The 20201-nt window shown below is 47.7% G+C and carries 20 protein-coding genes; 9 read left to right on the top strand and 11 right to left on the bottom strand.

Annotated features, from left to right (window positions below; translation table 11 throughout):
- Positions 1–11: 11 nt before the first annotated feature.
- Positions 12–641 carry a 23S rRNA (uridine(2552)-2'-O)-methyltransferase RlmE gene (gene rlmE / locus FIU82_RS04945; RefSeq protein WP_022945706.1) on the bottom strand — a complete coding sequence of 210 codons (630 nt, stop codon included), beginning with the start codon at positions 639–641 and terminating at the stop codon, positions 12–14.
- An 89-nt stretch (positions 642–730) separates the two neighbouring features.
- Between rlmE and yhbY the strand changes: the two genes are divergently transcribed.
- A complete protein-coding gene (gene yhbY / locus FIU82_RS04940; RefSeq protein WP_022945707.1) occupies positions 731–1027 on the top strand; it encodes a ribosome assembly RNA-binding protein YhbY in 297 nt (98 codons plus the stop codon).
- 62 nt (positions 1028–1089) lie between these two features.
- On the opposite strand, the gene FIU82_RS04935 is transcribed toward yhbY, so the two are convergent.
- Positions 1090–2244, bottom strand: a complete 1155-nt coding sequence (locus FIU82_RS04935) for a serine hydrolase (RefSeq protein ID WP_152440491.1) — start codon at positions 2242–2244, stop codon at positions 1090–1092.
- A gap of 111 nt (positions 2245–2355) precedes the next feature.
- Here FIU82_RS04935 and FIU82_RS04930 point away from each other — a divergent pair, with 111 nt between their 5' ends.
- The 6 genes from FIU82_RS04930 (at position 2356) to FIU82_RS04905 (ending at position 8083) form a co-directional block, all read left to right on the top strand.
- A complete protein-coding gene (locus FIU82_RS04930) occupies positions 2356–3210 on the top strand; it encodes a hypothetical protein (RefSeq protein ID WP_052698096.1) in 855 nt (284 codons plus the stop codon).
- 101 nt (positions 3211–3311) lie between these two features.
- A complete protein-coding gene (locus tag FIU82_RS04925) occupies positions 3312–4142 on the top strand; it encodes a MipA/OmpV family protein (protein WP_152440490.1) in 831 nt (276 codons plus the stop codon).
- Complete coding sequence (locus tag FIU82_RS04920; protein WP_138547840.1) at positions 4132–4527, top strand: DUF3019 domain-containing protein; 396 nt, start codon at positions 4132–4134, stop codon at positions 4525–4527. Before FIU82_RS04925 ends, FIU82_RS04920 begins: the two co-directional genes overlap by 11 nt.
- Positions 4528–5235, top strand: a complete 708-nt coding sequence (locus FIU82_RS04915; protein ID WP_152440489.1) for a response regulator — start codon at positions 4528–4530, stop codon at positions 5233–5235.
- Positions 5236–5254: 19 nt separating this feature from the next.
- On the top strand, positions 5255–6523 hold the full coding sequence (locus FIU82_RS04910) for an ATP-binding protein (protein ID WP_152440488.1): 1269 nt from the start codon (positions 5255–5257) through the stop codon (positions 6521–6523).
- A gap of 210 nt (positions 6524–6733) precedes the next feature.
- Positions 6734–8083 carry a sodium-dependent transporter gene (locus FIU82_RS04905; protein WP_152440487.1) on the top strand — a complete coding sequence of 450 codons (1350 nt, stop codon included), beginning with the start codon at positions 6734–6736 and terminating at the stop codon, positions 8081–8083.
- Positions 8084–8109: 26 nt separating this feature from the next.
- Here the strand turns inward: FIU82_RS04905 and FIU82_RS04900 are convergent, their stop codons facing one another.
- The 4 genes from FIU82_RS04900 to FIU82_RS04885 form a co-directional block, all read right to left on the bottom strand.
- Positions 8110–8352, bottom strand: a complete 243-nt coding sequence (locus FIU82_RS04900; protein WP_152440486.1) for a diguanylate cyclase — start codon at positions 8350–8352, stop codon at positions 8110–8112.
- Positions 8342–9085: a diguanylate cyclase gene (locus FIU82_RS04895; RefSeq protein WP_172972703.1), complete on the bottom strand. Its 744-nt coding sequence runs from the start codon at positions 9083–9085 to the stop codon at positions 8342–8344. The genes FIU82_RS04900 and FIU82_RS04895 overlap by 11 nt, the downstream gene beginning before the upstream one ends.
- Positions 9086–9222: 137 nt before the next feature.
- The gene (locus FIU82_RS04890; RefSeq protein WP_152441461.1) at positions 9223–9666 is read right to left on the bottom strand and encodes a GNAT family N-acetyltransferase; all 444 of its coding nucleotides are present in this window, start codon (positions 9664–9666) and stop codon (positions 9223–9225) included.
- Positions 9667–9733: 67 nt separating this feature from the next.
- Positions 9734–10477 (bottom strand): sporulation protein, encoded by a 744-nt coding sequence (locus FIU82_RS04885; protein WP_152440484.1) that lies wholly within the window; start codon positions 10475–10477, stop codon positions 9734–9736.
- 195 nt (positions 10478–10672) lie between these two features.
- On the opposite strand from FIU82_RS04885, the gene FIU82_RS04880 reads away from it, so the two are divergent.
- Both FIU82_RS04880 and FIU82_RS04875 read left to right on the top strand, forming a co-directional pair.
- Positions 10673–12247 (top strand): cation:proton antiporter family protein, encoded by a 1575-nt coding sequence (locus tag FIU82_RS04880; RefSeq protein ID WP_152440483.1) that lies wholly within the window; start codon positions 10673–10675, stop codon positions 12245–12247.
- Between the two features lie 270 nt (positions 12248–12517).
- The gene (locus FIU82_RS04875; RefSeq protein ID WP_022945719.1) at positions 12518–12784 is read left to right on the top strand and encodes a hypothetical protein; all 267 of its coding nucleotides are present in this window, start codon (positions 12518–12520) and stop codon (positions 12782–12784) included.
- 76 nt (positions 12785–12860) lie between these two features.
- Here FIU82_RS04875 and FIU82_RS04870 read toward each other — a convergent pair whose 3' ends face one another.
- The 5 genes from FIU82_RS04870 to FIU82_RS04850 form a co-directional block, all read right to left on the bottom strand.
- On the bottom strand, positions 12861–13841 hold the full coding sequence (locus FIU82_RS04870) for a sterol desaturase family protein (RefSeq protein ID WP_152440482.1): 981 nt from the start codon (positions 13839–13841) through the stop codon (positions 12861–12863).
- Between the two features lie 12 nt (positions 13842–13853).
- Positions 13854–16058, bottom strand: a complete 2205-nt coding sequence (locus FIU82_RS04865) for a TonB-dependent receptor (RefSeq protein ID WP_152441460.1) — start codon at positions 16056–16058, stop codon at positions 13854–13856.
- 8 nt (positions 16059–16066) lie between these two features.
- Positions 16067–17347: an imelysin family protein gene (locus FIU82_RS04860; RefSeq protein ID WP_045978170.1), complete on the bottom strand. Its 1281-nt coding sequence runs from the start codon at positions 17345–17347 to the stop codon at positions 16067–16069.
- 126 nt (positions 17348–17473) lie between these two features.
- Complete coding sequence (locus FIU82_RS04855) at positions 17474–19231, bottom strand: DUF4856 domain-containing protein (protein WP_152440481.1); 1758 nt, start codon at positions 19229–19231, stop codon at positions 17474–17476.
- A gap of 339 nt (positions 19232–19570) precedes the next feature.
- Positions 19571–20185, bottom strand: a complete 615-nt coding sequence (locus FIU82_RS04850; protein ID WP_152440480.1) for a hypothetical protein — start codon at positions 20183–20185, stop codon at positions 19571–19573.
- Positions 20186–20201: the final 16 nt, after the last annotated feature.

Here is a 20201-nt window from a genome sequence, read left to right as displayed (position 1 = left end):
CGACAACTGTACTACAGTTTGTAGCCCGTAGCTACTACATATACCTCACGGGAACGTGGGCGCGACGCATCGGGTTTACGTATTTTTACAGTGCGAAAGCTGTCACGAACGTCTTTTACAAACTGGTCAAAGCCTTCGCCTTGGAACACTTTAACCGCAAAGGCGCCGTTTTTCTTTAGCACTTGGTGGCACATATCCAGTGCCAACTCTACCAGATACATGCTTCCCGCTTGGTCGGTACTCATATTACCGCTCATATTCGGGGCCATATCCGAGAACACCACATCGACGTTCTGCCCATCTATACGCTCGAGCAACGCATTTAGCACAGCCTCTTCGCGAAAATCGCCTTGTAAAAAGTCGACCCCAGCCAAAGAATCCATAGGCAGGATATCACAGGCGATCACCTGACCATTGTCGCCAACCTTCTGCGCCAAGTACTGTGACCAACTTCCTGGGGCCGCGCCTAAATCGACGACCGCCATGCCAGGTTTAAGTAATTTGTCTTTATTTTGGATTTCATCAAGTTTGAAAACCGCGCGCGACCGCCACCCTTGCTTTTGCGCTTCATGCACATAATGGTCGTCGAAATGCTCTTTCAACCATCGCTGGGAGCTCGCCGAGTGCTTCTTATTCGCCATAAATTAACACGCAACTAAAATAGTAATATCTGCTAGATGGCGTTAGAATACCGATAATTCAAGCTCGAATCAGCAAAATTTGAAAATCTATGAAACTATCAAATAAACAGAAGCAATACCTAAAAAGCCTCGCACACCCACTTAAGCCTGTGGTTTTGTTGGGTGCTAACGGCCTGACCGAAGGGGTGATTGCCGAAATCGACAGTGCTTTGGACATCCATGAGCTCATTAAGGTTAGAGTGCCAACCAGTGATAGAGAAACTAAAGCACTTATTTTTGATGCCATCATCCGTGAAACGGGTGCTTACAAAGTACAAAGCATTGGTCATATTTTAACTATTTATCGCCAAAGCGAAGAGCGTAAGATTCAGCTACCTCGCGGGTAGTCACGAACGCTTATAAAAAAGGTCGGCTCATGCCGACCTTTTTTTGTTTCAACGCCCTCTATTTATACCGGTTGTGACATCGCCAGCAACTGATCAAGAAATTGCGTGGTCAACTCGTTAATTAAACCTGTTTCGGCATTCAGCAGCAGACTAAAACCCACATTTAAACGGGGGATCACCACAATATCGGTTCGATAGCCCTGCACCCAACCGCTGTGATAAAAGATGGTCTCATCATCATAATCATAGATACGCCAACCCAGGCCATAATGTGCCTCATTTACATGTTTTCGCCACACCCGACGATAGCGCTCCTTTTTGGTCACCGTGTAAGGACGCACTTGTGCCTGTAACGCCTCAGGCGGCAGTACACTGGGGTACATGCCAAGCTGTGCTTTGAGCCACTGCACCATGTCTGCGGCGCTGGCATTGACGCCTGCCGCTGGGGAGACCTTGTAGTAATTTTTCTTTAACCGCGCCGTATGCCAACGTTTTCGCCCGCGCACATGGGGGTAAGCAAAGTTTTCATCCCGCACCATACCCTCATAACCAATACTGGCATGGCGCATACGTAACGGTTTAAATATAAACTCTTGCATCCATGTTTCGTACTCTAAGCCGCTGGCATTACGAATCACATCACCGACCATAGCAAACATCACATTTTGATACCCGTAGCACTGCCCTGGTGTGCATAATGGCTCAACTTTCAATAGCTTTGAGACGATATCCGGATAGTCCATGCGTGACTCAATGAGGTTATCATAGGCATTAGGCACTAATCCGCTGGAGTGACTTAATAGATGAGCGACTTTCAAATTGTCCCTATAAACGGTATCATTGAACGCGGGTAAATATTTTTGCACCGGTGCATCTAGATTGAGTACACCTTGCGCCGCCAGCTTGGCAGCTAACGAACCGGTAAATGTTTTTGAGACCGAGGCAAGTCGAAAACGGGTATTTACGTCCACTTGTCGGCCTTTTCTTATTTTTGTTTTACCAAATCCTAAGGCGATGGAAGGAAAGTCAGGGTGAACAATAGAAAGCGCGGCCCCGGGCACTTTTTTTTGCTCCAGTTGACGTTCTAAGCTCGCCACATAATTATCAACAAACCGGTGCCATTGTTTAGCATCGGTTGCCTCGGTGAACGGTGGCTGTTGTTCAGCATAAGAAAATGCACTAAACGCAGCAACAAAGAGAATAACTAAGAACTTCATTTTCATTATTATAGTTATGGCAATGCTGAATCATAATCGCAGAATAATATCATGAAGTTTACAGTAAACTCACGTACAATGCTGCGGTTCAACTTGCTGGGATATGAGTGAATGAGTGTAATTGAGAGTTATGGCACTATGAACAAGCATTTATTAGTAACTGCCTTTAGCGCGTCAGTGCTATTGGCCAGTGGTTGCACCACTATGGAAACGACCTTGGCACCGGTCCCTGAAAAAGTACGGATGCCAATTAAACCAAGCCTAAGTGAGCGCACCTACATACTCGAGTATCAATACGCGCACCAAGCGCCGCGTGTGAAATCAGTGCAATTGCCCGCACACCCTATTACACGAGGCCAAAGTGTGGTCATCGAAAGTGAGCAGGTGGCATTAACCGAGCGCCTGCGCAATCGCCTAGTGGCTATTTTAAATGATAAGCAACTAACGGTGATCAGTGACCGCAAGCAAGCCGATTATGTATTAAGCATAAACCAGCTAGATATCAGTGAAACCGAAAGTATCGAATATCAACTTGCTAACGCCACTGTGTTTGGCGAAAGTGATTTGGCGCAGCAGTTTACCACCAAACAGTGCAGCAATATTCTTGGCTCCGTGAGCATGAAGCTTTCCCATCAAAGCTCTCAAGATGTTGTATGGTTTGCTAAATCGTCAATAGACACCGCCAGTTTCCAACGTAACCCCCTACGCTACAAGCTGGTAATGTCTGATCACATAGAAAACCTTGAACAAGTGCAACAGTTTGTAAATACTCACAATGCACCCGATGCGATGCAAAAACGAGGGGCTCAGCCAGCACCGCAAGCACCTCAATACATAGTACGCACTAAAAGTTCAGGCTTAAGTAAAATAGCAGGAGCCTGTGAGCAAGCTGAAGTCAGTGCTTTAGTCCCTGATTTACATTACTATTTAAGTGGTATTTTGCTAGAGAAGATCAACGTAAACTAGTCCCCTTTGGTCACGCATGGCGGCTTGCTGCCATGCTACATTTTCTTACAGACTTGGCCGCTGGAGATCGGTACACTGGAAAATAAAAAATCATTACCACTATGCGCGCCTTAATCTCCCTCATTATTTTACTTGTTAGTTTTGCTGTCTCTGCGAGTAACCGCTATTACTCAGATAATCGTCTTGAACCACAACAGGGTTTTAACTGGGACTGGAGCGTAGGTCTGGGCTACTACGTCGAGGACTCGTACCTTGTCGGTTTGGACTCTTACGATGATGGCCTTGAACCCAATATTAACTTAGTGCTCAGCTACGATAAGTTTTACCTCGACGTCGACAATAGCCAACTCAGTGGTGGCATGGTCATTGGCTATTCACTCATCGATAAATATGACTGGGGCTTGGATATTCTTGGCACCAATGTGCAATCCGGTTTTGATGAAACAGGTTTAAAGTTATACGACCAAGATGTGATCGATGCCCTCGCGGGTATCGACCGACGTCACTATGATTTTGATATGGGTATTAGGCTATCGCGGCGCTTTGAGAGCAGCCAATTATCTTTTGAGTTACTTCATGATGTCACTGATACCCACAACGACTGGGTATTTACCACGTTTCTATCGAGCATTCAGCAATATCGCAACTGGGAGTTTCGAGGTGGTCTAGGATTTAATGTGTATGGTCGTGAGTTTAGCGATTATTACTTTGGTATCGATGAGCATGAAAGCACCGAATCTCGACCGTATTATAAGCCAGATATCGCATACGCGGTAATGCTAGAGCTCCATGCTGAGCACCCACTATCACAGAATTGGGTATTCCTTGCAGGCTGGTTATCAACCTATTTCTCGGGTGAGATCAGTGACAGCCCTATCATTTCTCAATCATATCAGCATAAAGCCAAGGTAGGCGTGCGTTATGTGTTTTAGATTAGCCCTCGCCCTCATCGGCACAACCGTGTTCCCGAGTGCGCCCTTAGCACAGCAAACAACGCCGCCAACGCACGCTTTATTGGCAACGCCCAATACTTGTGTAGCACTGCGTCAAGGCCGCACCTGCTATTCTGATATCGAGTTGCAATGGCAAGTGGCCAATGACGCAGCTTACTGCATCCGTGAACAAACTAAGCAGCAACCTCTGCATTGCTGGCAAGGACAACGTCAAGGCTATATTATCGTCGATTTTGCCAGCCCTAAAGCCGTGCGCTTCGAACTCTTTCCAAGAGCATCAGGCGAGGCCATTGCTGACACCGAAGTGCGAGTGCAGTGGGTTTACACCAATGGACAGAAAAAACGTCGCTGGAGATTATTTTAAATGCAGCAATCACCCCATATTCTTGTTGTTGAAGACGACCTTTCTCTGAGCGAGTGGATGCAAGACTTCCTAAGCCAAAATGGCTATCAGGTCGGCTGCTGTGGTAACGGCAAGGAAGTAGAAGGCTATGTACAAAGTCATCATCCTGATTTGGTGTTACTCGATGTTATGCTTCCAGGAATGGATGGCATAAGTGTCTGTACACGCTTACGGCAATTTTATCAGCAGCCCATTATTATGTTGACTGCGCGCGATGATGAATTAGATGAAGTCATCGGCCTTGAAGTGGGTGCTAGCGACTATATCGCCAAGCCGGTACGCCCTCGAGTTCTGCTGGCTCGCATTAAAGCAGCGTTACGCCCAGGCAGCGACGAGCAAGCCCCCAAAAAAGAACGCGAGAGCATTCAAGTGGGCGGTCTGAGAATCGATACTGAAGCGCGACGCGTCAGTTTTAACAATAACGAGGTGGCACTGTCGAATGCCGAATTTGCCTTGCTCTGTTACCTTGCCCAGCATGCCGGTGAAGTGGTAGACAGAGATTCCGTGTTTCGTGCCGTTAAGGGACGAGAATACGATGGCCTTGACCGCAGTATTGATGTGGTGGTCTCGGCGCTGCGCAAACACTTTAATGACAATGGCAACAGGCCGCAGCGCATTAAAACCATATGGGGCAAAGGGTACTTGTTAGTAAAGGATGCGTGGAGTTAGCTCCTAATCGTGCGTTTATATGAAAAAACTGTACATATCTTTGTTGTGCACAGCGTTAATTTCTGTGGTGTTGCTAAGCTGGCTTATCGACAGCTTCGCTAGTGGCCCAACGCAACAGGATGACTTCACACAACAACGGCAAGTGCTTGCAGGGATGGTCTCTTACCTCAGTGAGTACGAGGCGAAAAATCAGCAACAAGGATTGGATGCGCTAAACCAACATTTCAAACTCGCTATCGGTCTTGAGAATAACGCCACGTTAGCCCTTCCCCCTTCTTTAATCACCCAGCTGTATAGTAATTCCGGACTAGTACTTGCCGATAACCAGGGCCTTTATTTGGTGCGCGCTGCCGACAGCTTGCATGGTAAGCACCTCACCATGCGCCTACCCAAACCCAAAGCGGCGGATCATGACTTGCTACTCACGGTGCTATTCTACACTGGGGTCAGTTTGTGTATGTGGCTCCCTCTTATCCCCCTCACCCGTCGTATTAGTGTGCTCTCTAATGTAACCCAGCAGTTTGCTGACGGTCATTTAGAAAAACGTATTAGCGCCAGCCGCTGGAGCTATACCACACAATTAGAGCGACGCTTCAATGCCATGGCGGAGCAAATTAATGCGCTACTGGATGAGAATAAACTGATGGCGTCGAGCCTCTCTCATGACATTCGTACACCCATTGCCTGCCTGCGCTTTGGCTTGGATGCGGCAATTGAAAGTGACGACCAAGGCGCGCAACAGCGCTACCTCCAGCGTATGGAAAAAGATTTAGACACCATGGAGTCGATGCTAAACAGCTACCTGAGCTACGCGGCTCTGCAACAGCAAACTCAACAATTAACCTATAGCCAGACAAGCGCGTCGCTCTACTTGCACGATATTTGCGAGCAATTACAAGCGCAAGCGAAGGCCAATGGGCAACATATTGAGGTACGCTGCTCAAATGCATTAAAAATAAACGCCGACCTGCACTGGCTAGCGCGAGCATTGATTAATATTTTGGGTAATGCTCTTCGCTATGCACGCCAATCAGTAACCGTCTGTGCAGATATTGACGGTCACTTTCTAGCGATTACGATTGAAGATGATGGCCCCGGGATCCCTCAGGCAGAACGTGCAGCAATATTAAAACCTTTCTATCAAAGTGCCAAACACCGCTCTGCGCAGGGTTATGGATTAGGCTTGGCCATATGTCAAAAAGTCATGGTCTGGCATCACGGCTACTTAGTAGTGAGTGAATCAAACTCTTTAGGCGGGGCGAAGTTCACCCTTAAATTACCTCTGTAACCTTCAATTTACATTCCCTACACTGAATCACACTTGGTCGCAAATAAGCTCAAACAGCGAGATTACGGCCCTTTATGATAGGCGACCTTTTTTCTATGTACAGCGCGCTTTACCCTGCTATACGGGCAATAAATGCCCCCGTGAGCTTTTTATTTCATGGAAATTACAGTAGATTGGGAGCGCCGTTCACCTACAGAGAAATATAATAATATGAGTGCGTCGCGTGGGGAGTTTAGCTCCCGTTTTGGTTTTATAATGGCCGCTGCTGGCTCAGCGGTCGGACTCGGTAATATTTGGGGCTTCCCCACCCAAACAGCCTCCAATGGCGGGGCTGCTTTTGTGTTGGCTTATTTAGTATTGGCGTTTTGCTTAGCCTATCCCGCACTGATGGCGGAATTGGTCGTTGGTCGCTATGGTCAGGCCAATGCGGTGGCATCGCTTAAGAAGGTGTCGAACCATCGCTGGCAACATCCCTTAGCCTTTATTGTTGGCTTTGGCGGCATCATTTGTGCGGGATTAATTTTAAGCTTTTACGCCATAGTGGCGGGTTGGATGATCAGCTTCACTGCTGAGCCGGTAGCGCAACTAGCCGGGCAGAGCGAGACTGCCAATTGGCTGACTAACCAGTCACTGTCACGCAACTTACTCTTTGCAGGCGGCTTTATTCTCCTGACCGTGATGATCATTAGTAAGGGCGTTGAAAATGGCATTGAAAAGTGGTCAAAACGATTGATGCCAGCGTTACTGGCGATTTTATTCGCTCTGATCGCCTACGTAATGAGCCAAGAAGGCGCGACACAAGGATTAAAGAACTACTTGCTGCCTGACTTTTCTGCGCTATTTGAACCGGCGCTGCTGGTCAGTGCTTTAGGCCAAGCATTCTTCTCGCTGTCGTTGGGCACCAGTGTGATGATCATTTATGGCTCGTATATCTCTAAAAGCGAAAACCTCGTTACCCTAGGTGCATCGGTCACCTTAATTGACGTGTTTATAGCCTTTGTTGCTGGCCTTTTGATAATCCCAGCGATGTACGTAGCACAAGCCCAAGGCGTTGAAATATTTGATGCCTCTGGCAAATTACTTTCTGAAGACACGCTGGTCTTTCAAGTGTTACCGGCACTTTTTGATTCCATGGGAAGTGCGGGGCTGTATGTGGGTTTTGCCTTTTTCGCCTTGATGAGTATAGCCGCGCTAACCTCGTCTATTTCCATGCTTGAAGCACCTGTGTCTTATACCGTTGAGAAGTTTGGCCTTAACCGCCGCCCAGCAACCTGGGTGATAGGCGTACTGATTTGTTTAGTGAGCTTCACTATCATTTTCAACTTTGAGCAACTGTTTGGCTTCGTGATTGCGCTAACAACGCGCTTCGGACAGCCCCTACTTGGACTTATGTGTTGTGTTTTTGTGGGATGGATTTGGCATCGAGCCTCACTGCTCAAAGAAATTCAGTCTGGTTGCCCAGAGGCTGCGAATAGCTGGTTCTGGAAAATCTGGCCTTGGTATATCAAGTTCGTTTGCCCCATTTGTATTTCCTTGGTATTCATCAACTCGCTGCGCTAACAGCCTAGCTAGTCAGCCGCATTGAGTTACTGCGGCTGACTCCCCTGCTCAACAGTACATATCGCTTTATTTCGTCCTTGTGCTTTTGCTTGGTATAGGTTTTCATCTGCTTGTTTAATCATGCTGCGCCAGTCCTTGGGTGCAAATCCACAGGTGATCCCGCCAACAGAGACACTAATACGGTGATAGTCCGAGTGTTTATGAGGTAAGGCTAACGGCCCTGACACCGGTGAGTACCCACTGTGCGATAAGTTATGCTCAGCTTGCATCGGTATGCGGCAAAATAACCGCGAACTCCTCCCCTCCTAAGCGGGTTACAAAGTCTGTCGAGCGCATCAAGCTGTGCGTGAGTACTTCAGCAATCTGTACCAACGCCGCATCCCCGGCGAGGTGGCCGTAGCTGTCGTTGTACTTTTTGAACCAGTCCACATCAATCAGCAAGGCCGATATGTCCGGTGTTTCATGGCGACTGGATAACTGCAGCATGGTGGACTCAAGGTAGCGGCGATTAAACACTTTTGTGAGTGAATCAACCATGGCCGCTTCTTTGTATTCATCGAGCATTTTCTTGTATTTTAAATGGTGCATTACTCGCTTGTACAAGGTCGTTAAGCTGTAGGGCTTACGCACAAAGTCACTGCACCCAGCATCCCAAAAATCAACTTCGCGCTGGGCATGCTCCTCACTGCTGACCATTAATACCGGAATATCATCAAAACGGCTGTGCTCTCGAATTCGCTGACATAAAGCAATACCGTCCATGCCTTGCAAACTAAATTCGCTGATCACAATATGCGGGGCAATGTCCATAATAAGTCGCAGCGCAGCTTCACCATCACGGCAGCGCTTAACATTGAAATGAGGGGATAACACCTCCCGCAGTAAATCAAAGTCGGCATCGTTGTCTTCGACTATTAAGACAGTGCTATCGTCGATAGCTTCTCTTAGGTGTTCTTCGACCTCTTCAGTATCCGGTTCCATCGGGGTGTTTGTTGCACTCAAGTCGCACTCCATTGAGTCACTGGCGCTGTAATGCCCAGCCGGTAGCTTGTCATCTGCTCGTTACTTTTATTCCCTAAAGGTAGGTGATATGAGCCATTAAGCAACTTTAGCGGGCGCTACCTAAAAGTGTCGGGATGTTAGCGCTTATACAAATACATATCCTGATGCTCAATGCCGTCTTCCAGATAAGGCGACCCACGCGTCACAAACCCCAATTGCTGATAAAAGCCAAGTAAATAGGTCTGCGCACTTAACATTACCGGACGTTCACTAAAAAACTGCTCACACACGCCTAGAGCATGCTGCATTAAGCGCTGGGCTACCCCTTGTCCTCGTGCATGGGGCAGCACGAGCACGCGTCCGATAGCGACACTTTCTGACTTGTCGATACAACGCGCATAAGCACACAATTGATTGTTCTGATACCCTAAAATATGTTTGCTATTGGCATCAATATCGCCATCGTCCAGTTCTGGGTAGGGACAGTGCTGCTCGACGACAAAAACATCAACACGAGCACGCATCAAAGTGAATAATTCGGTGGTTGTCAGCTCATCAAAGCCTTTACATAGCCAGTGTATCGTCATACTTATATCCCATTAAAAAAGCCCAGCGGTGCTGGGCTTAACGCTTTGTTGTTCTGCCAACTTAGTGAATTAAGCGCTCTAATTGGTCGCAGATCTGCGATAAATTCACATGATCGTGCTCTATGGTCAAATCAATGTACCCGTCGGAGCGAAACGCGCGATCTAGCTCAATTAAAACATGCGTTTTATGTGCTTCGGGGACAAACGATAGCTCAACCTCTTGAATGCCAAACATGCCGCCGCTTTGCGGTCGGTACTCAAGTTCTTGATAGCAGCCCGAGGTAGAATGGAAGCTCGGTGCGCGCAAATAGCCTTTTTCAACATCGGCTTTCATTAACCTAAAGCCCAGCCTATCCATTGCCTGCATACAGGCTTTAACAGCTTCGTTAGGGTAAATATGCAACGGATCGCGATCACTGGCGTCAATGGCCAAATCGATATTTAAACCTGTCTGAATCCATACATGGGTTTGGTTGTAACCGGCGATAAATTCGGTGATCGGAGTTTCAGAATGCAATCGTGCTTCAAACGGAATACGTTTTTCTTCACCAGGTTGTAAGGTCAGCTTCTCGCTCACACGCCACTTTTCAATAATATGATTAGTAAAGTAGTCGCCATCATCTGACTCTACTTTTACGCGAGTCATCAAGGCCAATTCCAAACCAGAAATATCTTGTTCTACATCACCCCCTTTTATAATGATTTCGGCATGAAACTTTTGCCCGGGGTGTAAATGCTCAGTTTGTAGTACCGTATCGACTTTCGCGGCACCAATTCCTACAGAGGCCAGGATTTTTTTAAACATCACTTCTCCTGTTAATGAATCCTTTATTGCATCTTAACCACAATTGCGCGCCCTTGTCAGTGAAAACTTATGCAAACCATAAAAAAACTTCAATCACGATTAAAGCGAGAGGAAATGGGCCCTGGCATACATAGTATTTTCAATAACTTCTACAATTAGTTACACTGATTACACCTGCACTAAGATAACACTTTTATGGAACTGATCTTTTTTGCCGTTGCCTTTGTTTGTGGTTTTGCTGCCTATCAAGTGAAACTTCCCCCCATGGTCGGCTTTTTGGTAGCCGGATTTGTCTTACATATGGCTGGCTATAAAACCACTGCATTATTGGATCAAATCGCCGCGTTGGGGATCACCCTATTGTTGTTTAGCATAGGCTTAAAGCTCAAAGTGTCGAGCCTGATGAAAGTGCAAGTGTGGCTCCCCGCCAGTGCCCACATTATTATTAGTACCGCATTGTTTTGTGGCTTTTTGCTACTGCTCGGGGTGTTCGCCCTGCCCCTCTTTATCGACCTGAACTGGCAAACCGCATTATTGCTTGGCTTTGCGTTTAGTTTCTCCAGTACCGTTTTTGCCGTTAAAGTGCTTGAAGATCGCGGTGAGATGTCGAGCCTCCATGGTAAAATATCCATCGGCATCCTGGTCATGCAAGACATCTTCGCAGTGCTATTTTTAGTAGCCAGTACTGGCAAACTACCCAATTACTGGGCAATTGCCCTGATGGTGTTGTTGCCACTGATGCGCCCAGTCATGTTTTGGATATTAAACCGCTCCAAGCACGGCGAACTACTGCCCCTTTTTGGCTTCTTTTTCGCACTTGTCGCCGGTTACCAAGCTTTTGAATTTGCAGGCATCAAAGGTGATTTAGGGGCCTTGATCTTAGGAATGATGTTTGCCAGCCACAAAAAAGCGGGGGAACTCGCTAAGTCATTACTGAGCTTTAAAGATATACTCCTGGTTGGTTTTTTCTTAACCATAGGTCTTAATGCCGAGCTTACCGCCAGTGCATTGGTTGCTGCTATCTTGGTGGTCTCTGTGCTGGTCTTTAAAGTCGCGCTTTATTATGTGTTGACTAATGCTGTGCGCCTACGTGCGCGTACTTCCCTATTGAGTGCTTTTACGCTTGCCAACTACAGTGAGTTTGGCCTTATTGTCTGTGCGCTAGCCGCAAGCAGTGGTTGGCTGTCGTCACAATGGCTGGCCGTGGTTGCCACGGCGGTGGCCATTACCTTCGTGGTTGCTTCACCGTTAAATGCCAGAGCCAATGATATCTATGTAAAAATAGAGCGTTGGCTACTGCCTTTTGAAAGTGACTCGCGACTGCCAGAAGAGCTACCTGTGAATCTACACAATACCCGCATCGCTATTTTTGGCATGGGCCGCATAGGCACCGGTGCCTATGAGACTATAGCTCAGAGCTTCCCACAAGCGGTGGCGGGGATCGATATTAAACCCGAAGTGGTGGCTCGTCATGTCAAGCGCGGGCGTCGAGTGGTCACTGCCGATGCCACCGATCCTGATTTTTGGCAACGCTTGAACCATGCGAAGGTGGAAATGGTGATGTTAGCCATGCCTAAGCACAATCAAAATATCTTCGCCTTAGAACAGTTACAAGCTTCGGGGTATGAGGGGCAAGTTACCGCCATTGCAAATTACCCAGATCAGCAAAAAGAGCTCGAGGAATTGGGCGTAAACTCTACTTACAACTTCTACCTTGAGGCCGGTAGTGGTTTCGCTGAGCACGTCAAAGAGAAAATTTCACTTTCTTAAATAATCCCGCTTTTAGGTAAGTGATAACGCGTTTTATTTAGTTATCACTTACTTATCAATTTTGTACCTTGTCACCAAGCTTGGAACGTTCCGAATACAGGTGTGGCGCTATTTACAAAGCTTTACACGGTTGTTGGTAATAACCGTAAAAAAAGGAGTAAACTAGGTCTATACAGTGATGTAAGTCACTATTTTTAACACAGAATTTAGCAAAGGCAACCAGATTACATTCGTTAATATGCAATTGCCGATGTGTGTAGGAGGTTGATTATGACCATCGACAATAAGCAAGCAACGCACAGCAAACTTGATAAGCAGCAAATGCGTGAATTGCAGTCGCAGCTCGACGATATCCAAGACTCAGGTGTGACTCCGGAATTTTTACGTTACGTACTATTCCAAAAAATGCTCGATGTCTATCAAGTGCCAAAAGATCATGCCCTGCGCGGTGACAGCACCCCAGAGCGCTTAGACGACCCGGCCTTGATCAATCATCTACATCAGTTAGGTTTTGCCAAGCGCAGCGCCTACCACTAACTACTTTCTGAGGGCCTACTCCCTCATTTAATAGGCTGGCAATGCCCGTCGCCAGCCTATTCCTCTACCTTACTTTTTATACCACTGGCTTTTTCAAAGTATCCGCTTTGCGCTTAGGTTTTAGGCTTGCGAAAGAATCGCGCACCGGCTTGGTGTAAATAGCCCAGATAGAATCATGCCCGGCATCGTATTGACCCACCCCGATACTGATCTTGCCCACTTCATCGGCGCGGATGAGGGTGCCGAATAATCGGTCCCATATGGCTAAAGCCGAACCCAGGTTGGTATCAAAGTGCTGCGGATTGTCACTGTGATGAATTTGGTGTTGCGCGGGACTAATCAACCATTTTTCAACATGGCGCCCCCAACTCAGCCACACATGCGAATGCCGCAAGTTTGACCCCATGGCATTAAAAGCGAACACAAAAATGTTAGCACCGAGAATATCCACCATGGATAACTTAGTCCCGAATAGGTAATAGCATACACCGACCACCATCCCTTGTGAGAGCGCCATACGGCAGGCATAAAGGTAACTCTCTAGCGGGTGAGAGCGATAAATGGTGAAAGGGGTCAGCACTTTAGCAGAATGGTGTACCTTGTGGTAATGCCACAAAAAAGGCACCTTATGTAGTGCGTAATGCAGTAAAAACCGTGAAAAGTCATCGGCTAAAAACAGCAATACGGTAAAAATGATGACCACGCTGGTTTCACTCAACGGCATCGGCGCTCGCAAACCAAACGCGCCCTCTAATAACTCCGTTGTCGCCAGCGCCACCGGCACCATGGTCAAAATAATAGGCGTAAACAACAGCGCCTTAAGCACACGGTTGTAAATCCATAACTGATAGTCTTGGCGGGCACTGGGTGCCCACCAGATTTTTTTTGCAAACACATAGCGAAAAAAGCCACGTGTTGATTTCTTGCTCTTACGCAAGCCATAAGCAAGCGCAGCTAAGATAAGGGCCATGATGCTGTAACCAATAAAAATACGCTTATTGGCGTCAAATAGGTAATCCGGCGTTTGCGCGATGCTTTGCCAAATAGTCTCTAGCATGGCCCGACCCTCTTAGAACTGGTATTTATAACCAAGCGACAGCGTCCGTGGTTTACCCGGTCGCGCTCCATAAGGACGACGGCTGACGATGTTGTCTTGGTCAAACAGGTTATCTACCTTGGCATACACGCGGCCATATTGGCCAAGCTCATAATGAGCCGCGATATCAACCACCGTCGTTGCCGGCACTTCTTGACCCGCTAAGGCGACATCAAAGCCCTCGTAACCGACGCCCGCCGTTTCTGGCATATCGCTGACATACTTAATGAGCATATCAACCACCCAATTTTTATGTGCCAACCCGATACTGAGCGTCGCTTGGTGCGTTGGCAAATAAGGCAGCCTATCGCCAGGGCGAATGTAACCCCACTGCACAAACTCAGAGAACAACGCTTGTTTAAACTCGCTTTGCGTATAGGTGTAAGTCAAACTCATAGGAATATCGAGTTGCAGATTTAACGGATAGGTTTGGGCTATTTGCGATTCGACTCCCCACACATCCACCTCGCCACCGCTGAATTCTTGATCAAGCTGACCTTGGCTGCCGCAATTTGACTGTCCACAGCTTTCAATTAGATTAGCGTAGTCATTGAAAAAGCCGACCATTTCAAATTGGGTGATGCCATCGTTATAACGACCACCAAATTCATAGTTCACGCTTTTTTCAAACTCGTCTTCGCCATCACGCACTGGCGCCGACGGGCTAGCAGGAACAAAGCCTTGGTGAACACCAAATAGCAAGCCGCTGTTATCATCTAACTGATAAAAGCCGCTGATCCCTGGCAACCATACACGGGTGGTTTTTTGTTGCCAATCATCAGCAAAACCCGACTTATCATTTTGATAGGTCATGTCCATCAACTCGCCGCGCACGCCAACACCTAAGGTTAGCTTATCGATGGTCACCTGATCTTCTATATACACCGACCAGGCATCGGTGCTTTCTGTGTTCTCGGCGGTGAACCGGCGGGTCTCGGCGATGGCAGTATTAATGCCGTCAACCATGGCATAGGTGTCTTCATAGTGATTACGCTCAATCTCATCTTGGTGGAAACGAACCCCAAACGAGACTGTGTGCTGCAAGCCAAACAGCGGTACTTGCCAATCACCATCGAGCTGAATGCCTTGTGAGTAGTACTCACGGTCATTGGTGCCCATATTTAAAAAGTAATTAGTTTCACCGGCGAGCACAGAATCGCGCTGGCCACTTAACACCTGATATTGACCAGCAAACTGCTCAGGGCTTGCCAAAATATCAGATAAGCTAGCATTGCTGTTAGACAGGCTATTTAGCTTTAACCAGGCGCGCTCATAATCGTTACGGTAAACCCGCGTTGTTAGGTTTACATCTTGTGCGCTTAGCTGATAGGTAAACATCACTTGCGTATGCTTAGTATCCATTTGTGCCGGCTGAGATGCGGCATAACGGCGATAAGGGTTGGCCTTGTAGTCGGCGTCGGTCAGGCCCAAATAGGTCTCATCGGAGAGTTCATCGGCGTAAGAAAGCTTGACCTCAAAACGCTGGTCGAAACGCTGGCCATCCAGCTGATAATCCACTTTGACCAGTAAATCGTCTTTATCGAAGCCGGTATCACCGCCGCCATCAAGCTCTTTAAAGCCATCACTTTGTAAGTGCACCCCTTCGACTAAAAAGCCAAGGTTGCCTTGGCGGTCGCCATAATAAGCATGGGCTTTTTTGTAGCCATCTCCACCGACAGATAAATCGACGCCACCAATACGATAATCTGGCACTTGGCGGCTAACCATATTCAGTGTTCCGGCCACAGTTTGTGGGCCATATTTTATCGCCGCAGGCCCTTTAAAGACCTCCACCGCCGTCATCCGCGTGGTTAACGGAAAGTAGTAAGCGGCAGGCGCAGAATAAGGAGCCGGACCAATCAACACCCCGTCTTCTAAAATGGTGATCTTCTTACTACGCTCTGGCGTCACTCCACGAAAGCCGATATTCGGACGCAAGCCGTAGCCGTCTTCTTCGCGTATGTTGACCCCGGGTACCTGTGATAGCACGCGGTGAATATCGTCAAATTCAAACTCTTCAAGCTGCGCTTCACCTATTAAGGTGGCCGAGCCTGCTTCGGTGCGCAGTTTGTCGTGGTGGCTAATAATCTGTATATGCTCGAGCTCTTTATCAGCAGCAAAAGCATTCAATCCAAATGCCGCAATACTCACGGCTAAGGCAAGTTTACTGTGTTTCATCATGATCCTTAATCGTTATCACCCGCCGAAGTGGTCGGCAACTCAAGTGCCAGCTCATTGATAAAGTCGTTCTTCAACTCATCGGTAATGGCTTTAACTTGGGTGTGCACTTCACGTACCTGCTCTTCGTTATCAAGTAATGCAGTGGCTAAGTCACTTTCAATTGCCGCAATCGCCGCTTTAGTGTCACTGATCCCTTGCAGCATACGCTCCTTGGTGGCGCTTGCTTGCTCATCATCAAGGTAATCGTCGAAACCCACTAACGCGGGCTCGCCCTGGCGTTGACCCACGACTAGGGCTTCAAAGGCGAGCAAGTTGGCCTTGATATTCGCCAATGAGCTTTTAGCATCGAGGCTCTCTACATCCTGTGGACACGCAGACGTACCACAGGAGTTCGGTAAAATGCCTATGGGCTCTGCCAACTTTTTATCTTTGACCACTTCGGTTAAATAAAACATTGCATCAGAGATGTGATTCAGGGCGCTATGGGCAGATTCAAACTGCGACCCGCTTTGCCCCGCTGATTTGAGCTCAGCAGCAAAGCCATTGTCGCCCTGCCATTTTTCCAATAGTTCAGTGCTGGAGTTGTGCACATCCATCGCTGCGGTGACAGCATATTCACAGCGCGCCACTTTACGCGCCAGCACAGTGCGGCTATTCCAATCCGCTAAGGCATCATTGGCAACGCTACAATGGTGATCATACTGCTCATTAAAGAGCACATGTTGCAATGCAAAAAGACCCCGCCGTGTGGCGGTACGGGCACTGATATCGTATGGTCGCTCAGGGTCGTTATTAATGACGCCGTCTTGGTGGTACACCACATCTTGGTCAATGCCACAGCGGCTAATAGCAGGCCACGAATAAATACGGTTACGCAGCTCGCCGTTGTTGGTCAAAAGCGGTCCCATTTGCATCATCTCTACCTGCTGCCAAGCGCCCATGGCATCTAACCATGCATCTTGGGCTTCAAGCATGGCCGTTTGCGCCTGCTCCGAGCTGGTTTGGACACTGGCTTTCTCCAGCTCACAATAACTGGCAATCGCACTTTGCTGCGCTTGTGCTTGCTGATGAAATAAAGTAAACGCCGGGGTGATCACGTTATCAACTAAACTTGCCACCAGCGCCGCTTCATCAAAGCTGGTCGGCTCGGTCGGTGAGGTTGGCTCGCCGCTGCCACTGTCATTAAAACCGGCGCCTTGCGAGCTTGAGGTGCTCTCACCACAGCCGCCCAGAGCGAATGCCACAGCGAGGGCCAGAGCGCCCTGCTTGAGGATTGCTTTTTTCATTCTACCTTCCCACTTGCTAGGTATCCCACGAGGGGATTTAAACGACAAAAAGGCTAGCGTTAAGCCGAGGCCTAAAAGCTAACCTTTTATGATCTTTATGCTGGCCTTAGGCCATGCTGCTGAGCCTTACCAGTTGGCAACATTCTCAGCGTTGAAACCGTACACTTGTTGCATCAAATCACGAGCTGTTTCCAGGTCAGCCCTGTATGCGGCAATGGCATCGGCGTCGCCTGTTACTGGTGCGTCACCAAATAGGGCGTGTAACTCGGCGAACTTACCAGCATTGGCATCGTCATTAAAAGGAGAGAATGGGCTGAACTGGAAGTTCAACGCAAAGCCTTTCATCTCACCAAAGTGCTTAGCTAAATCGGCAAAGTTGTCGGCACTGTAGTCACCATCGCTAATTTCATCTAGATCAGCCAACGTATCGTTGATGTAATGCACAACCGTAGCCGCAACCGCCTTTTCCCAATTGGCAACAGCGATATCACGGTGCGCCAATAACTCATCCATTTGCGCGTCGCTAAGCTCGCTGCCGACATTATCGTTGATGATTTTACGTCCACCGATAAAGGCGTTCATCGCTGCTGCGGTGAAATCCGTGGTCACTGTCGCGCCACGGTCACGCTTAGCGGCGTTCGTTGAGTTACCCCAGTTATACTCTGCAGCTAGGTCAATCTGACCATTGCTGTCGTAATCGTTGTAACCATTAGCAAAACCATCACGGCCGCCTTTACCGGCGATTTCATCGTCGCTGTACTCTAGGTAGTTGCGCGCTGCACCGAAATAACCAAACCCTTCATCAAACTGGTGCTCGAGCGTGGTGTATAAACCACCGTCTTTTTGCGCCACGATATTGTCGGTGGTCAGACCCTCATCCAGATAGTCATCAGTGCCTTGAGAGAACATCAATGCGCCTAGGGTATGCTTTTGAATAAGCTGATTGAGGTCAAGACCGGCTTCGGTAATGTACAACTTCGTGATTTGGTTGCCCGCTGGGTCAACCAACAGCTCGCCTGCATTGTATTTATCAATGTTTGCCGCTAGCAGGTCGAAATAATGAAACACTAAGCCTTCAGGTGTTGCGGCCTCGGCACCAAATTCGCTCCATCCCACAAAGCTACCGGCTGCAAGCCAGTCTTTATGCATTTTCGCTGCGTCTGCACCAGCGACTTTGCCGCTAAGCTCTTTACCTGATGAAGAGATTTGAGCAAAAGAGTTTTGCTCTGTCTCAATGCCATCAGCGAAGTTAAGGCTACCGTCTTTGATGGCTTCATAGTCTCCCCACAGTGCCATCAACTGCGCTTTTACTGCATCGCCGGTCAAGCTGTTAGTGGTTACAAAGTCACCGGTTAGTTGGCCAATGTAGTTTTTGATTTCTGCGCTTAAGGCATGGCGAGCTATTTGTCCGGTGTAGCTCACTGAAGAACCACTTCCGAGTTTAGAATCGAACTCATAAAGGTTAACACCTGCTTCAGGGGCCACATCGGCAACCGTTACGGTTAATTCTTTTGCAAAGCTTAAACCACCCGCATCGGTCACTGTGACGCTTACGCTAACCTCAGTTTGCTGCTCGTAGTTCAGAGCAATACCGTCTTTAAGCTTGAGGGTATTACCGTCAACAATTTCAAAACGTGCTTCATCAGCGCTCAGCGTATAGGTAAAACCAGAATCAGCGTCATCAGTGGCACTCAACGCACCTACTTCAGAGCCCACCACATCGTCATTTACCGACGTGCTAGCCAAGCTGATGTCGGTAGGAGCTGTATTTGTTGGTTGTTCTGGGGTGGTGTTATCTGATGAATCTGATGAACCACCGCAGCCAGTTAAACCTAGGGTGGCAGCTAGCACGGCACTAGCAACTAAAGATTTACGCAATGTCATGTTGTTATCCCACTAAAGATGTGAATCATTCTCATTTTAATTGCTGTCATTATAGGGATACTCAAATAACAATCAATGGTATTTATAAGTTTTTTTAAAATCACAAATTAAAATAAATTAAACAGGTACGTAAGAAACCCGCTGAGGGCTCACACTGTTCACATCACCGATGTGAGCATACTTAATTAAGACGCGAATAAGCGCTGCGCGCACGAGCAATCGTATATAAAGGATAACAATCGGACGATAAATTAGGATGGGCTGGCTAAAGACATAAGCCGAAATGCTAGCTCAGCGCCGAGGGCGCCGAGCCGTGGTATGTATGTCAGTACTGCGCTGTTACACCACCTCCAGCGTGTCTGGTTTCTTACTGAAAAATAGCGTTAGCACAATAAGTGCCATTGGGAATAGCAGCAAATTCACGTAGGCAAACACCATCGTCAGTTGCAAAGTAGCAATAATGAGTAGCATGATTGCAAAGACTTTTAGCAACACTTGATCACGAGCTGTCTCAACCAGCAAGATAAGCGCCAAGGCGATAGCGAAAACGCTGTACAGTAACAAGCAACCACCGGCAATAAATAGGGCAACAACCGCACTATTTGAAAACGTATCAGGCTGCATCTCTTGGCCTGTTATCGCAAAGAACAGATCAAAAAGTATGGTGGCGTGAAATATAGCGACAATACACGCCAAGATGATGAGCATTGTCCGCGCCAAGCGCAAACTCAAATGATTTTTTAATACTCTCGCCAGGGTCCAATAAACATAGATCTCAAGAGCACCAATCACCATAAACAAGGCATCGGACCAAGACAGGCTGTAAAGGTCTTGTTGAAATGCGGTGTCAAAGCCATCAAACGCGTGGCCATATAGGTTGCTCCAATATAGTGGAAATAGAATCGCTAGCAATACCGTAGCGATAGCCGGGATAGCGAGATCACGGTTTAACATATCTGCTCCTGAGATT

This window comes from Pseudoalteromonas sp. THAF3 (assembly GCF_009363775.1).
In the GTDB taxonomy this organism is placed as follows: domain Bacteria; phylum Pseudomonadota; class Gammaproteobacteria; order Enterobacterales; family Alteromonadaceae; genus Pseudoalteromonas; species Pseudoalteromonas ruthenica.
Note: the sequence above shows the minus strand (reverse complement) of the source record. Positions and strands in the feature narration are given on the sequence as shown.

What these genes read in the sequence shown, in the direction of transcription:
- FIU82_RS04860 (WP_045978170.1), bottom strand. Translation starts at nt 17,347, where the DNA reads ATGAAAAAAGCAATCCTCAAGCAGGGCGCTCTGGCCCTCGCTGTGGCA.
- rlmE (WP_022945706.1), bottom strand. Translation starts at nt 641, where the DNA reads ATGGCGAATAAGAAGCACTCGGCGAGCTCCCAGCGATGGTTGAAAGAG.
- FIU82_RS04910 (WP_152440488.1), top strand. Translation starts at nt 5,255, where the DNA reads ATGAAAAAACTGTACATATCTTTGTTGTGCACAGCGTTAATTTCTGTG.
- FIU82_RS04900 (WP_152440486.1), bottom strand. Translation starts at nt 8,352, where the DNA reads ATGCAAGCTGAGCATAACTTATCGCACAGTGGGTACTCACCGGTGTCA.
- FIU82_RS04870 (WP_152440482.1), bottom strand. Translation starts at nt 13,841, where the DNA reads ATGCTAGAGACTATTTGGCAAAGCATCGCGCAAACGCCGGATTACCTA.
- FIU82_RS04850 (WP_152440480.1), bottom strand. Translation starts at nt 20,185, where the DNA reads ATGTTAAACCGTGATCTCGCTATCCCGGCTATCGCTACGGTATTGCTA.
- FIU82_RS04855 (WP_152440481.1), bottom strand. Translation starts at nt 19,231, where the DNA reads ATGACATTGCGTAAATCTTTAGTTGCTAGTGCCGTGCTAGCTGCCACC.
- FIU82_RS04920 (WP_138547840.1), top strand. Translation starts at nt 4,132, where the DNA reads ATGTGTTTTAGATTAGCCCTCGCCCTCATCGGCACAACCGTGTTCCCG.
- FIU82_RS04880 (WP_152440483.1), top strand. Translation starts at nt 10,673, where the DNA reads ATGGAACTGATCTTTTTTGCCGTTGCCTTTGTTTGTGGTTTTGCTGCC.
- FIU82_RS04865 (WP_152441460.1), bottom strand. Translation starts at nt 16,058, where the DNA reads ATGAAACACAGTAAACTTGCCTTAGCCGTGAGTATTGCGGCATTTGGA.
- yhbY (WP_022945707.1), top strand. Translation starts at nt 731, where the DNA reads ATGAAACTATCAAATAAACAGAAGCAATACCTAAAAAGCCTCGCACAC.
- FIU82_RS04935 (WP_152440491.1), bottom strand. Translation starts at nt 2,244, where the DNA reads ATGAAGTTCTTAGTTATTCTCTTTGTTGCTGCGTTTAGTGCATTTTCT.
- FIU82_RS04905 (WP_152440487.1), top strand. Translation starts at nt 6,734, where the DNA reads ATGAGTGCGTCGCGTGGGGAGTTTAGCTCCCGTTTTGGTTTTATAATG.
- FIU82_RS04885 (WP_152440484.1), bottom strand. Translation starts at nt 10,477, where the DNA reads ATGTTTAAAAAAATCCTGGCCTCTGTAGGAATTGGTGCCGCGAAAGTC.
- FIU82_RS04925 (WP_152440490.1), top strand. Translation starts at nt 3,312, where the DNA reads ATGCGCGCCTTAATCTCCCTCATTATTTTACTTGTTAGTTTTGCTGTC.
- FIU82_RS04915 (WP_152440489.1), top strand. Translation starts at nt 4,528, where the DNA reads ATGCAGCAATCACCCCATATTCTTGTTGTTGAAGACGACCTTTCTCTG.
- FIU82_RS04875 (WP_022945719.1), top strand. Translation starts at nt 12,518, where the DNA reads ATGACCATCGACAATAAGCAAGCAACGCACAGCAAACTTGATAAGCAG.
- FIU82_RS04930 (WP_052698096.1), top strand. Translation starts at nt 2,356, where the DNA reads ATGAGTGTAATTGAGAGTTATGGCACTATGAACAAGCATTTATTAGTA.